At 27.0% G+C, this 14,432-nt stretch carries 15 protein-coding genes and 2 riboswitches; of the genes, 11 read left to right on the top strand and 4 right to left on the bottom strand.

The annotated features are described in order from the left end of the window. Positions 1-72 precede the first annotated feature (72 nt). From NON08_RS13520 to NON08_RS13475, 10 genes are all read left to right on the top strand, one after another. Positions 73-1,221, top strand: coding sequence for a double-cubane-cluster-containing anaerobic reductase (locus NON08_RS13520; protein ID WP_256692147.1), 1,149 nt, complete (start codon positions 73-75; stop codon positions 1,219-1,221). A 46-nt stretch (positions 1,222-1,267) separates the two neighbouring features. Next, positions 1,268-2,527: an ABC transporter substrate-binding protein gene (locus NON08_RS13515; RefSeq protein ID WP_256692146.1), complete on the top strand. Its 1,260-nt coding sequence runs from the start codon at positions 1,268-1,270 to the stop codon at positions 2,525-2,527. Next, positions 2,527-3,417, top strand: a complete 891-nt coding sequence (locus NON08_RS13510; protein ID WP_256692145.1) for a carbohydrate ABC transporter permease — start codon at positions 2,527-2,529, stop codon at positions 3,415-3,417. Before NON08_RS13515 ends, NON08_RS13510 begins: the two co-directional genes overlap by 1 nt. Further along, on the top strand, positions 3,407-4,243 hold the full coding sequence (locus NON08_RS13505) for a carbohydrate ABC transporter permease (protein WP_256692144.1): 837 nt from the start codon (positions 3,407-3,409) through the stop codon (positions 4,241-4,243). Before NON08_RS13510 ends, NON08_RS13505 begins: the two co-directional genes overlap by 11 nt. A 134-nt stretch (positions 4,244-4,377) precedes the next feature. Beyond that, positions 4,378-5,052: a response regulator transcription factor gene (locus tag NON08_RS13500; RefSeq protein ID WP_256692143.1), complete on the top strand. Its 675-nt coding sequence runs from the start codon at positions 4,378-4,380 to the stop codon at positions 5,050-5,052. Next, positions 5,033-6,337 carry a sensor histidine kinase gene (locus NON08_RS13495; RefSeq protein ID WP_256692142.1) on the top strand — a complete coding sequence of 435 codons (1,305 nt, stop codon included), beginning with the start codon at positions 5,033-5,035 and terminating at the stop codon, positions 6,335-6,337. Before NON08_RS13500 ends, NON08_RS13495 begins: the two co-directional genes overlap by 20 nt. Beyond that, a complete protein-coding gene (locus NON08_RS13490) occupies positions 6,300-7,544 on the top strand; it encodes a TolC family protein (RefSeq protein WP_256692141.1) in 1,245 nt (414 codons plus the stop codon). The genes NON08_RS13495 and NON08_RS13490 overlap by 38 nt, the downstream gene beginning before the upstream one ends. Continuing rightward, positions 7,544-8,644, top strand: coding sequence for an efflux RND transporter periplasmic adaptor subunit (locus NON08_RS13485; protein ID WP_256692140.1), 1,101 nt, complete (start codon positions 7,544-7,546; stop codon positions 8,642-8,644). The genes NON08_RS13490 and NON08_RS13485 overlap by 1 nt, the downstream gene beginning before the upstream one ends. After that, positions 8,638-9,318, top strand: a complete 681-nt coding sequence (locus NON08_RS13480) for an ABC transporter ATP-binding protein (protein ID WP_319941569.1) — start codon at positions 8,638-8,640, stop codon at positions 9,316-9,318. The genes NON08_RS13485 and NON08_RS13480 overlap by 7 nt, the downstream gene beginning before the upstream one ends. Beyond that, positions 9,315-10,538, top strand: a complete 1,224-nt coding sequence (locus tag NON08_RS13475) for an ABC transporter permease (protein ID WP_256692138.1) — start codon at positions 9,315-9,317, stop codon at positions 10,536-10,538. Before NON08_RS13480 ends, NON08_RS13475 begins: the two co-directional genes overlap by 4 nt. Positions 10,539-10,602: 64 nt before the next feature. On the opposite strand, the gene msrB is transcribed toward NON08_RS13475, so the two are convergent. The 3 genes from msrB to NON08_RS13460 form a co-directional block, all read right to left on the bottom strand. Next, the gene (gene msrB, locus NON08_RS13470; protein ID WP_256692137.1) at positions 10,603-11,553 is read right to left on the bottom strand and encodes a peptide-methionine (R)-S-oxide reductase MsrB; all 951 of its coding nucleotides are present in this window, start codon (positions 11,551-11,553) and stop codon (positions 10,603-10,605) included. Positions 11,554-11,625: 72 nt separating this feature from the next. Then, complete coding sequence (locus NON08_RS13465; RefSeq protein WP_256692136.1) at positions 11,626-12,543, bottom strand: sirohydrochlorin cobaltochelatase; 918 nt, start codon at positions 12,541-12,543, stop codon at positions 11,626-11,628. A 59-nt stretch (positions 12,544-12,602) separates the two neighbouring features. Beyond that, positions 12,603-12,777: riboswitch (cobalamin riboswitch) on the bottom strand. Between the two features lie 74 nt (positions 12,778-12,851). Then, positions 12,852-13,109, bottom strand: coding sequence for an ATP synthase subunit I (locus NON08_RS13460; RefSeq protein WP_256692135.1), 258 nt, complete (start codon positions 13,107-13,109; stop codon positions 12,852-12,854). 148 nt (positions 13,110-13,257) lie between these two features. Then, positions 13,258-13,333: riboswitch (cyclic di-GMP riboswitch) on the top strand. A gap of 43 nt (positions 13,334-13,376) precedes the next feature. Between NON08_RS13460 and NON08_RS13455 the strand changes: the two genes are divergently transcribed. Next, positions 13,377-13,865 (top strand): hypothetical protein, encoded by a 489-nt coding sequence (locus NON08_RS13455; protein WP_256692134.1) that lies wholly within the window; start codon positions 13,377-13,379, stop codon positions 13,863-13,865. A 40-nt stretch (positions 13,866-13,905) separates the two neighbouring features. Here the strand turns inward: NON08_RS13455 and NON08_RS13450 are convergent, their stop codons facing one another. Continuing rightward, entirely contained in the window at positions 13,906-14,370 is a 465-nt protein-coding gene (locus NON08_RS13450; RefSeq protein WP_256692133.1) for a hypothetical protein, read from the bottom strand. Between the last annotated feature and the right edge of the window lie 62 nt (positions 14,371-14,432).

Raw genomic sequence — 14,432 nt, 5'->3', positions numbered from 1 at the left:
CTAAGCATATTTTTAGTATATAATTATCTAGTATGTAAAAATTTTATAGAGAATATTTGTAAGGAGAAAAAAATGAAAATAAACTTGGATGAAATTTTTGAAGAATTTTCTGAAGCTAGACGAAATGGTTTCTTAAGAGTAAAAGAATTAAAAGATCAAGGCGCTAATATAGTCGGTACATTTTGTACATATACACCTAAAGAAATTGTTTATGCTGCTGGTGCTATTCCAGTCACGCTTTGTGGTGTAAGTAATGATACAATTCCTGCTGCTGAAGTTCATTTACCTAAAAATCTTTGCCCATTAATCAAATCTAGCTATGGATATGCTATATCAGATAAATGTCCCTATATGTATTTTTCAGATTTAGTTGTAGGAGAGACTACTTGTGATGGAAAAAAGAAAATGTATGAATTGCTTGGTGAAATAAAAGATACATATGTAATGCAATTACCTCACTCACAAGATTCTGAATATGCTAAAAATATGTGGAAGCATGAAGTTATAAAATTTAAAGAAAAACTTGAATCAAAATTTTCTACTTCTATAACAGAGGAAAAACTACGTGAAAGTATAAATTTATGTAATAGAGAAAGAATAAGTCTCTCAAATTTTTATTCATTAGGAAAACTTATTCCTCCTCCTATTTCAGGATATGATATGTTTACAATTTTAAATGGCGTTTTATATATTTTTGATAAAGAAGAACAAATTGCAAAGCTTAATGAAATTACAAAAAATCTTAGAGAATTACATACTAACAACGAATGTAAAATTTCTAAAACTGCTCCTAGAATTTTAATAACTGGTTGTCCTCTTGGAGGGGTTGCAGATAAAATTATAAAACAACTAGAAGAGGTTGGTGCTGTTGTAGTTGTATATGAAAATTGTGGTGGAACAAAAAACACTGAAAAATTAGTTGATGAAAATGAAGATCCTATGAAAGCTATTGCTGATAAATATCTTTCTATTCCTTGTTCAGTTATGAGTCCTAACAAAGGAAGAGAAGATATGCTTTCAAATCTTATTAAAGAATATAAAGTTGATGGTGTTGTAGAAATAATTTTACAATCTTGTCATACTTATGCTATTGAAACTAGAAATATAAAAAGACATGTAAATAACCTTGAAATACCTTTTATATCAATTGAAACTGATTACTCTACATCAGATAAAGGTCAAATACGAACAAGATTAGAAGCTTTTGTTGAGATGCTTTAATTTTTAAATTTTAACTAAAATACTAAACTATTAGGAGATTAAACTTATGAAAAAGAAAATTTTAACTACAACGCTTATCACTTTGACTAGTATTTCATTTTTTACAGGATGTTCTAAAGAGTCTTCTGAAAAGAATATACAAAATCCTAAATCTACAGAAATCACTTTCATGATTCCAGATTGGGGAGTTCCACCTCAATCTATGTTAGATGACTTTCAAAATGAATCTGGAATTAAAGTTAATATAGAAACTGTATCATGGGATGATATTAGAAATAAAATCGCTATTGCTGCTAATGGAAAAAAAGCTGCTGCAGACGTTTTTGAAGTTGATTGGTCTTGGGTTGGAGAATTTAATAGTGCTAATTGGTTAGAGCCTTTAAATTTAACTCAAGAAGATATAAATGATATACCTAGTTTATCTACATTTATTGTCAATGGGAAAACACTTGCTGTTCCTTATGCAAATGATTTTCGTATAGCTTATTATAATAAAGAACTATATGAGAATTCTAATTTAAAAGAACCCCAAACTTGGAATGATGTTGCTAAAAACATGGAAATTTTAAAGGAAAAAAATATTCTTAAATATCCATATACATTCCCTTTAAATGCTAACGAAGGAACAACTACATCTTTTATTTGGTTAACTTACTTAAGAGATGGAAAAGTTTTTAATAATGATAATACTATTAATAAAGAAAATGCCCTTAAAACATTGAACTTTATAGATAATATGGTTAAAAAAGAACTTATTAATCCTGCTAATCTTACAATGAGTGCCATTGATACTTATAGAGAACTACTTTCTAAAGATGCTGCATTTATGGTTGGGCCAACTTCGTTTATTGCAAGAGCTACTGATCCTAATCAATCTAAAGTTATTGGAGAAATTGAGGTTATTCTTCCTCCAGGAGAAGATGGAAAAGCTACTCAAACTATGGCTCTTACTGAAGCAGTTGGAGTATCATCTCTTTCTGAAAATAAAGAAGCTGCTAAAAAATTTGTAGAATGGTACACTTCAAAGAAAACTCAAAGAGCTTTCTTTAAAGAAATTAGTGCTATTCCTACTAGAACTTCTGTTTTAAATGAGGTTATTGATGCTGGAGAAATAAAGAATCCAGGCGCTATGAAAGAAGTTGCTCTATTAGTAAAATCTCCTTTTCCAAATGGAGTTCCATCTTACTATGCTGAGATGAGCAATATAATTTATAATGCTGTTAATAAAATGGCTAGTGGAAATATCACTCCTGAAGTTGCTGTAGAAGAAATTGATTCTAAAATTAAGGACCTTTTAAAGAAATAATGAAAATAAAAATTAAACAAAATAAAATATTCCCTTATTATTTAATTTTGCCATCTTTTTTTATTATGATTTCTACAGTTTTGTATCCTATTGTTTTAACTTTATTTTATAGCTTAGAATATTATAAGCTTACAAAGCCCTATGATCGAAAGTTTATAGGGCTTCAAAATTATATAAATATTTTTAAAGATTCTGAGTTTTATTTAGCTATTATCAATAGCTCAATTATCATTATCGTTATATTAATTTTAGGAGTTATTTTTAGTTTTCTTATAGCTCTAATACTTGATAAGCAAAATAAACTAACTAACTTATTAACTGCAATAGCTATAATTCCTTGGGCTCTTCCGCCTGTTGTTAATGGACTTATATGGAAATTTATGTTCTATCCTGATTTTGGACTTATTAATAAATTTCTTTATTACTTTAATTTTGTTGATAACCCTGTACTTTGGTTAAACTCTCGCTACAGTTCACTTATAATACTTGGCATTATTATAACTTGGAGGGCAGTTCCATTTTGTTGTATTCTACTCCTTGCCAATATTAAAGCTATTCCAGAAGAAATATTTGAAGCTGCTGAGATTGACGGAGCTTCAACTTTTCAAAAAATAAAAAATATAATGCTACCAATGCTTTTTCCTACATTCCTTATAATTATAACTAATCTTATATTGATAGGAATAAATGTTTTTGATGAAGTTGTTGCTCTTATAGGATTTCGTAAATTGGGTGAACCTTTTATGATATATAACTATAATCAAACTTTTTTATTTTTCAATATTGGTTATGGAAGTGCTATTTCATATACTATAACAATGCTTTGTGGATTTTTAGGCTTTATTTACATAACTTATCTTAGCAAGAGGTGGAAGTCATATGAAAAATAAAAAAGAAAATATTATTTATTGGATAAGTGTGACCATATTTCTTTGTTTGACATTGGGTCCTATACTCTGGTGTTTTATTATTAGCATTAGTTCTGAAAAAGATATTTTCAACAATAAAAATGTTTTTTTTCCTTCCTCTTATAGCTTTGTAAACTATAAGAAACTTCTTGATATTTCTACAAAAGAGGGTAACAATTTTCTTTTAGCTATGAAAAATTCTCTTCTAACAAGCTTTATAACGGTAGTTTTAGGTACACCACTAGCTATTTCAACTGGATATGCTCTAGCTAGATTTAAAGATAAAATTATCTCTATATTTATGGGATTATTATTTTCTACGCTAATAATTCCCTTATTTACAACAATTATTCCATTATATACAATTTTTTCAGAATATAATCTTTTAAATAATCTATTTTGGTTAGGTATAGTCTATACTTCATCCTTTCTTCCGTTAGTAACCTGGATAACTATGAATTATTTTAAAGAGTTTCCTATTGAAATAGAAGAGATGGCTCTTATAGATGGTTGTACAAAATTTAAAGTTATAATATATATCATTATTCCAAATGTATATCCTATAATAATAACTAGTATGTTAATTATATTTTTAAAATCATGGAGCCAATATCAGCTTCCTTTAGTTTTAGCAGCTTCTAGAAATATTAAACCTCTGACAATTTTAATTGCAGAGTTTTCTTCAAAAGATCTTATACTTTATAGTCAAATGGCTGCAGCAGGAATTTTAACCATAATTCCTCCTATGATATTTTCTTTTATTTTTAGAAATTACCTTATTTCAGGACTTACTAAAGGATCATCTTAATATAATATTAAAAGTCTGTTTTTAACAGACTTTTTTTTATTACACATAAAATACACATAAAAAAAATAAAATAGATTATATTCATAATTTGAGATAAAATATAGTGATATTTTAATTTAATTATAGGAGATTTTATGGAAAAAATTTTAATTATAGAAGACGAAGATTTTTTAAGAGATATCTTAAAAAGATATCTTGAAAAAGAAGGGTACCGAGTTGTTGAAGCAAGTAGTGGAGAAGTTGGAATGAAAAAATTTTCTGAAGATAATTTTTCACTTATTTTACTTGATGTTATGTTGCCTGGAATACAAGGATGGGAAGTATGTAAGGAAATAAAAAAAATATCTGATACTCCCATTATAATGCTAACTGCTCTTAGTGATGAAGATGATGAAGTTAAAGGATTAGAATTAGGTGTCGAAGATTATATTGGAAAACCATTTAAACCTAAAGTTTTAGTAGCTAGAATTAATTCACTGATAAAAAGAAAAAAAATCTGTTCTTTAGAAAAAATTGGAGATTTAGAAATTGACAAAGAAAATTATAAAGTTCTTAAAAATGGAGAAGAATTAAATTTAGGTAATAAAGGATTTGCTCTTTTGATGTATTTCATTTTAAATAAAGATTTAGTATTAACTAGAGAAAAAATTTTAAATAACATTTGGCCCCTAGATTTCGAAGTTGATGAAAGAGTCGTTGACACACAAATAAAAATACTAAGAAAAAAAATTGGTGAAGGTTATATTAAAACAATTCGAGGCATTGGTTATAAATTTCAGGAGGTAGAAAATGAAAAAAATATCATATAAAATTTTTTTATTTTTAAATTGTTTAACCTATGGATTTATAGCTTTATATGTTCTTATTAATTATCTTTTCTTAGAAGATTATCAAATTAGTTTAAAAAAGAAAGAGATTACTTCTTTAGCTCAAGAATATAAAACTCAAAATTACGAGGAACTTAAAGAAGAAGCACAGATAAATGCTATTTTTATAAAAGAAGTTTCAATCTACAAAGAGAAAAATATTGGTGATAAAAGGAACATAAAGCCACATCCTATGAAAATTGTTGAAAGCGAACTTTGGGATAAAGTTAAAAATGGAAAAGAAGTTCTCAATATTCAGATGGGAAGAGATAATATAAAAAGAATTGTTTTAGCTAAAAAATTAAGTGATAATAAAATGCTAATTGTAACTACATCTATTGCTCCTATTACTGATGTTATAAAATCAACTTTAAAATTTTTTATTTATATAATTTTTTTAAGTATTCCAATAAATCTATATATTGCTTACAAATTTTCAATAAAAATGGGGCGTCCTATTGAATCTGAACTTTTAGAACTTAATGCTCAATTAAAAAACGAGTTAGAAAAGCAGAAAAAATCTGAAGCATTTAGAAAGAATTTTATATCCAATGTCACTCATGAATTAAAAACACCCGTGGCCATAATTGATGGCTATAGTGAAGCTATTCTAGATGGTATTATAGAACCTCAAGAAATTCCAAGTATTTGTAAAAATATTAATCTAGAAGCTTCTAATATGAACGCTTTAATTCAAGAGCTACTTTTTTATTGCAAAATGGAATCTGGATATATTCCAATAAAAAAGGACTATATAGATTTAAAAGAAACCATAAAAAATATTTTAAAAAGATATGATATTGATTTTAAATTAAATAATATAAATTTAAAAACTTCTTTAGAAAAAGTTGAAATTTATAGCGACAAAAAACTTTTAGATCGTTGTCTTAATAATCTAATTATTAATGCACTTGCGTATGTCAATGCAGAAAAATATATCGAAATAATTTTAAATACAAAAGAAATCATTATTAAAAATAGTAGCGAAATTTTAAAAAGTGATAATTTAGAGGAATATTTTAAACCTTTTTCAAAAAAAAATGATAAAAAAGTTAGAAAATATGGTGGCACTGGATTAGGACTCTCTGTTGTTTCAGAAATACTAAAAAATCTTAATTTAAAATATAACTTTTACTACGAAACTGATGAAAAAGTTGTTATTTTTAAAATTTTATTACAAGGAGATGAGAATGAAAAAATATATATTGATAGCTCTACTTCTGAGTAAACTCATTTACTCTCAAGAGGTTAGCTTAGATAATTTACTTAATGAAATCAATAAAACCTCTTATGAAAATCAAATATATAATATTAAAAATAATCAAAATAATTTTAAAGAGGATTATTATAAAACAGGGAGATATAATGGTGTCAAAATTGATGGTGGAACTGAGTATAAAGACAAAGAAAATCGATACACATTTGAAAGTAGTATAGGCTATGGTGATTTTTATGTTCAAGGTGAAAAAGTTAAAAATGATGAAAATAAAGTTATTTATGGAGCCAAAAGAAGTTTAAAGGATTTAGTTTTTTCCAAAGATGATAGTGAATTAAATAAATTAAAAGTGACAAGAGATATAACTAAAATTGATTTAAAGCAAGGAATTGAAACTCAAAAATTATCTCTAATAAATCTATATAAAGATTACAAAGATAATCAATTTGAACTTAAACTTAAACAAAATGCTTTACAAACTTTAGAAAAAGAAAAAAAGGTTTTAGAAAAATCTTATCAAATGGGATCCATACCTAAAATTGATTTAGATAGTCTTTTAGTAAGTTACAATAGTATTAGTTTAGAAATTGATAAAATCAAAAATATATTAGATAAAATTATTGAAAGATTTTATTATGATTATGGTTTAAAGCTTCAAGGAACCAATTTAGCAGACTTAGCTCCAAATAAAAGTGATTTAGATAAATATATATCTTTAGTTGGAGAAAAAGATTTGAAAAAGCTTAATCTTGAAAAAGAGATTACAAAAGAAAATATTAAATATTTAAAATATGACAATAAAGTTCCTGAAATCTCTGTAGGAGTTGAAAGAAATAGTTTAAATGACGAAAATAGAGTATTTTTTAAATTTTCTAAAGATATCTTTTATAAAGATATTGATCTTTCCAACGAACAAAGTTCTCTTATGGAGAAAGAGGTAATTTACAAACAAAAAGCAAATGAAGTAATTGCAGAAAGATATAAAGTTCAAGATAACTATTATACTTTACAAAAAGATTATCTTGTTTTAGAAAATAGAACAGATTTAGAGAAATCTAAATATGAAATAAAAAAATTAGAAAATACTCTTGGAAAAGTTAGTTATACAGAAGTCATGGAAGCTTTTGATAATTATCTAGAACTTGAAGTGTCAAAAGAGAAAGCTAGAAACTCTTTAAATGCCTACATCTATCAGATTATAGTAAGGAGTGAAATTTAATGAAAACGAAATTTTCAATACTAACAATTTTTATAGCACTATTTTTTTTAGGAGCTTGTGAACAAAAAAATAAAAATAGTCAATCACAAACAATATATACTGCTGAAAAAGCAAAATTAGATAAAGGAAGCGGATTTATAGACGTAGATGGAAGTGTAGAAGCCAACGATACTAAAAAAATCTTCGTAGACAAAAAATTAAAAGTGAAAAAAGTTTTCGTTCAAGAGGGAGACTTTGTTGAAAAAGGTCAAATTTTAATGACTTTTGATGAGACAGAAAGAAATAATATAAAAAGAAATCTTGAAAAAGAGCAGCTTAATTTATCCAAATTAAAAAGAAATTATACTGTTGAAAAAGAGTTACATAAAATTGGAGGAAGTTCTGCAAACTCAGTTAAAGATTTAAGTGAAGAGATTCGAACTTCAGAGATTAATATTGATTATTATAAAGAAGATTTAGAAAAAACAGCAGAAAAAATTGAAAGCCCAGTTAGTGGTACAATTACAACTTTATATGCTCAAGAAAATTATTCTGTTAACACTGATGATCCTCTTTTAGAGCTTACAGATTTATCTGATATAAAAATTGTTTTAGAAGTACCTGAATACGAAGTTAAAGATATTAAACTTAATCAAAAATTAACTATAAAACCTGAAGTTTTTGAAAAAAAGATATCTTATCCTGGTATCATAACTAAAATCTCTAGAGTTTCACAGGTTTCTAAAAATACTTCTGAAAATATACTCCAAGTTGAGGTTAAGCCAACTGAAGAAATTCCTCATATAGTCCCTGGATTTAAAGTTTCTGCAAGAATATATTTAGGTAATGATGAACCTGGTATTATTATTCCTTCTACTTCTTTACTTTTTGATGATATTAATTACTTTATTTATATTAGTGATGAAAAAGGTAAAATTCAAAAAAGAGTTGTTGAATTTAAAGATTTAAAAGGAGACAAGATTATTATAACAAAAGGACTTTCTCAGGGTGAATTTTTTATAGCTAACCCTAATAATGATTTAAAATCTGGAGATAATATTGAAATTACAATATCTGAATCTACTAATAACTCTTCACAAAAAAAAGGTAACAAATTATGATAGAAATTAAAGATTTAAATAAATATTATATAAATGGAGAAATGAAACTTCATGCTTTAAAAAATATTAATTTTTCTATAGAAAAAGGTGAGTTTGTAGCAATTATGGGAAGTAGTGGAAGTGGTAAATCAACTATGATGAATATTTTAGGATGTTTAGATCATACCTTTGCTGGAACTTATATTCTTGATAAAATTGATATTTCAAAACTTAAAGATGAAGAATTATCTAGAATAAGGAATCTAAAAATAGGATTTGTTTTTCAATCTTTTAATCTATTATCAAAACTATCGGCTTTAGAAAATGTAGAACTCCCTTTAGTTTATGCAGGTGTTCATCATAAAGAAAGAGCATATAAAGCTAAAAAAGTTCTAGAAAAAGTTGGACTTGGAGATAGATTAGAGCATAAACCAAACGAACTTTCAGGAGGCCAAAGACAAAGAGTTGCCATAGCTAGAGCTCTTGTCAATGAACCTGCTATAATTTTAGCTGATGAACCTACAGGGAATCTTGATAGTGCTTCTGAAAAAGAGATCATGGAACTTTTTAAAGAATTAAATAACCAAGGAAAAACAATTGTTATAGTAACTCACGAACCTGAAGTTGGTAAGTCTTGCAAAAGAATTATTCGATTTAAAGATGGAGAAATAATAGAGGATGTGAGAAATTCATGAATTTTTTAGAAAGCTTAAAAGGAGCCATCCAAAACTTGAAAGGAAACAAGGTTAGATCATTTTTAACAATGCTAGGTATTATTATTGGTATCTCATCTGTTATAACAATGTCTGCCATAGGAAAGGGTGGACAACAGAATATAACTGGAGATTTAAAGGAAGGCGGATATGGAAAGTTTACTATATCTATTGATAAAGATGATGAGGAATTCAGATGGAAATATCTTTTAGAACCTGAAATTGTTGACTCTTTAAAAGAAACAAATATTTTCAAAAATGTTAGTGCTAATATAAGCACTCGTGTATTTTTAGAACTCGGAAAAAGAAGAGAGATTGTTCAACTTGTTGCTACTACATCTGACTACGAAAAAATTGATAAAACGGAGTATATTTTTGGTAGAGAATTTTTACCTTTCGAATATGAAAAGGGTGAAAAGATTTTAGTTATTGATAACTTAACAGCTAAAGATCTCTTTGGAAGTGCTGATAAAGCTATTGGAAACAAGATGTCTTTTGCAGTTGGAAGAAAAAATAGTCCTATCACCTATAAGATAGTGGGTGTTTTTAAAAATCCACTTGAAGAACTTATTAAAGTTATGGGCGGAAGAAGAATTCCTAGATTTATGAGAACTCCTTTAAATACCTATGATAAAGTTTATAATCTCTCAAAGGGTGGATATAACTCTATTATTGTTGAATCTAAAAATCCTGAAAATCTCGCTGCTGATATGAAAAATGCTAATACAATTTTAGAAGATATAACTGGAGTTAAAGGACTTTATCAAGTGGAAACTATGAGTAACGCTGCCGCATCTTTTGATAATATTTTAAGTACTCTTAATCTTTTTATTACTTTTGTTGCTGGTATATCACTATTTGTTGGTGGAATTGGAGTTATGAATATAATGCTTGTTAGTGTTATTGAAAGGACTAAAGAGATTGGTATTCGTAAAGCTATCGGAGCTACTAACAAAGATATTCTTATACAATTTCTAATGGAATCAGTTATTTTAACAGGAATCGGAGGAGTTGTAGGAGTATTAATTGGTGTTACCTTAGCTCTAATCATTGGTTATTTCGTAAATATCCCTCCTGTTTTTTCGATTTTTTCAATATCTTTAGCTTTAGGTGTTTCTACTTTTATTGGTGTTATATTTGGTGTTACTCCTGCAAAAAAAGCTTCACAGCTCAATCCAATCGATGCCCTAAGAGCTGAATAATTTATTTAATAAAAAACTCCATCTAAAAATTAATTGATGGAGTTTTTATTATATTCTATTAATTTCAAGATATTGATGACACTAAATCTTCATAACCTCGATCTTTCATTTCTTTTAAGGGTATAAATTCTATGGCCGCGCTATTAATACAATATCTAAGTCCGCCAAATTCTTTAGGGCCATCATCAAAAACATGTCCTAAATGGGATTTTCCAACTCTACTTATAACTTCTATTCTTTCCATATTAAAACTATTATCTCTATGATATTTTATTACTTCTGGAACTATTGGCTTTGAAAAACTTGGCCATCCACATTGGGATTTAAATTTATCTTTCGATGAAAATAAAGGTTCCCCTGTTGTTATATCTATATATATTCCAGGTTCAAAAAAATTCCAATATTCATTATTAAAAGCACTTTCTGTATCTGCTAATTGGGTTACTTTATATTGCTTTTCTGTTAATTTTGATTTTAATTCTTCATCTGATAGCTTATGGTATTTATTTTCATCAATTATTATATAATCTGCTTTTGATAAATCTATATGGCAATATCCATGAGGATTTTTCTTCAAATAATCCTGATGGTAATCTTCTGCTACATCAAATCGTATTAAAGGTAAAACCTCTATCATTATTTTTTTAGAATAATTTTTTTGAAGAAAAGTAATCTCTTTTTCAATAATATCTTTATCTTCATTTTTTTCGTAATAGATTCCTGTTCTATATTGAGTCCCACGGTCATTTCCTTGTTTATTTAAACTTACTGGATCAATAATTCTAAAATAATATCTTAAAAGCGTTTGTAAATTAACCTTATTAGCATCATATGTTACACGAACTGTTTCTGCATGACCAGTTCCTCTATAAATAACGTCTTCATATGATGGATTTTGTGTTTTACCATTAGCATATCCTGAAACAGTATCTATTACACCTTTGATCTTTTCCATATAGGCTTCTACACCCCAAAAACATCCTCCTGCTAAATAGATATTTTTTACATTTTCCATTTTAACCACCTCTAACTTTAAATAGAATAAAATAAAACTACATCTCTATTTTGAGATGTAGTTTTCCACTTTTTATAACTCTTTACTTTTTGCATATCCTGCTTTCTTTTCTATAATATCTATACTTCTATGCTTTTCAAGAAACTTTGCATTACCTACAAACATATCTTGAATTTCAGATATTTCACCAAGAGGAACTAACTTTACATTAACTTTAAATCCAGCTTTTTCTAACTTCTCTTTCCATTCACCTGCAATATCATTTTTAGCATGATCTCCTGCCACAAACATCATTGGCATTAAAGTAACTTCTTTTTTATTATCTTTTTTTAATTGTTTTACAACATTTTCAAAAGTTGGATAACCTTCAACTGTTCCAACATAAATTGGCTTCTCCATATCTTTAGCCATATAATCAAACATTGCATAAGCAGAAGTTGCTGAATTGTATGTTCCATGTCCTACTAAAACTACAGCTTCTTTTTTATTTAAAGGTCCAACTGTTCTCATTACAGCATTAATTACATCTTCATAATGATGAGGATCACTTAGAAGTACATCTCCTACTCTTAAATTTGTAAAATCTTTTGTATGAAGTTGAGCTTCTTTTTTTATTGACTCCATTTCTACACCATCAATTATATTTGTTGGTTGAATAATAACATTTTTATATCCCTGTTTTTTTAAAGATAATAATACTTCACTTGGATTATATTTTTTTATACTTTCATTTGCAGCTACTCTTTTAGTTACAATTCTAGATGTATATGCTTCAAATACGTCTGCTTTTCCTTCAAAAGCTTTTATAGCTTTCTGATTGATTGCATCAATAGTCTTAGCTCTCGTATCTTGATGTGTTGTTCCAAAGTGTGTCATTATAACAGCACTTTTTCCTCCCGTATAAAACTCTGCATCTTCAAAAGCTTCTTCTCCATGTGCTAAAACTAAAGCTGTAGATAAACAAAATAGTGACAATAATAATTTTTTCATAGAAATAACCCTCCCAAATATAATTTAAATTTGGAAGAAGAGTTTCCCCTTCTCCGTCCTCGCAGATTTTTCATAATGGCAGGTCTCCTGACTTAGATTCATCCTACTCGCATCCCTTCCCAAATTTAAAATTTAGTGGTTTTAATACTTTCATCCTCTTTACAGTGGCGGGACCGTTTAAGCTTTTCACTTAATTCCCTTTTAATCTTTAGAACCATTACAGGGGTATATTATCACTAACATGTTTTTTTTTCAATCATTTTATAAAAAAAGAATACTTCAAACATCTTCTATATATTATATTGATATTATTTTTTCTTATTTCTATAAAAATAAACAATATAAACTCTTGATAAAATTGCACCGATTAAAGCGGCAAAAAATCTTTGTCCACTATTTTGAGCTAAATAATAAAATCCAACTAATAAAAGTAAAATTCTAACGATAGAAGTTACGAAAATAAACAATGAAGGATTTTTAAACTTTTTACTTTCATTAACACCAAAATCTAAACTATAAAAAAATAAAAAACCTAAAACAATTCCACCTATAAATGCAATAATCATAATGCTCTCCTCCTTCTATAACTTCATATACTATTTAACACTATTTACCATTAAAAAAAAATTTTCCTTGCTTTTTATAAAATTTTTAATACAAATTAAAGAATAGTTGACTTTTTTTAACTTTTATTATATTATTTTTATATAAAATAAATAACTGAGGCAAAATAAGGGAAACTTTATGACGCAAAGCTATAGGGTCTTTAAAATGACAGCCAGTTGCACTAATTTTTAGTGTATCTGGTTTTTTTATTTATATGGGGAGGAAATATGAAAAAAATTTTAATTTGTAGTTTTTTACTTGCAATATCATCTTTTAGTTATTCATCTGAAGAAGGTTACGACGCTGAAGCTACTATGAATATAACTGCTACTATTATTAAACCGTTAACAGTTCAATCAAATGGACCTTTGGAATTTGGAACTCTTTTACCAGGTACTATCGGTACTTCTAGATCTAGTTTTACTATTGATGGTGAAAAATATTCTAAAGTTAAAATAACTTTTGATGGTTTAGAACCTGATGGAGATAACTTTGAAGTTCCTTTAAAATTAGATGGATCTTCTAATGAGTCTTTTATGGTATATTTCAATTGTAGCACTAACTCTGATGAAAAAGTAAATCAAGAAAATAAGTTTATTAACCTAACTTCAATGGGAAAGTCAACTCTACATATTGCTGCTTCTACAACACTAGATGCTGACCAAACTCCTGGAAAATATACAGGCCAAATTACTATGAGAGCAACATACGAATAAAAAAAATCCTTATACAAAAATTGTATAAGGATTTCCTATTTTATTTGCTTTTTCTTATCTCATCTATAACTTCTAATAAAAACTTCTTACACTGATCATTTTTAATTGTATAGTAAACATCATGAAATTGCAGTGATGGAAACTCTGCTAAAAGTATATTCATAACCATTCTATCTCTATAAATATCAGATCTATTTAAGCTTCTTTCTATTTTTCTTAAACTCTCTTCATCATCTTCCAAAAGATTATCCACAATTGTATTAGCATTTTTAATTAAAATATCTAAATTTGTAAGTCTATCTCTTCTATTTCTAACCTTATTTTTTTCATAAAATGTTTTTCCTTTATTTAACTCTGTTAAAAGTCCAAATAAATTAAGCGTTGGATCTTTTTCTAAAATATTTAGTATTTTTCCATATATTATATTACTCTCTTTATCCTCTGGACTTTGGTTTTTTAAATTTTTTATATATTTTTCTGAAATTTTAATTAATATATCGTTCATAAAATTTTCCTCCATAATATTTTCTTAGACTTATAGTATAACATACTTTATAAAATATATAA

Origin of the sequence: Cetobacterium sp. NK01 (assembly GCF_024506395.1) — a bacterium.
Lineage (GTDB): Bacteria > Fusobacteriota > Fusobacteriia > Fusobacteriales > Fusobacteriaceae > Cetobacterium_A > Cetobacterium_A somerae_A.
The sequence above is the reverse complement of the archived record's forward strand: the minus strand, read 5'-3'. Positions and strand labels throughout refer to the sequence as shown.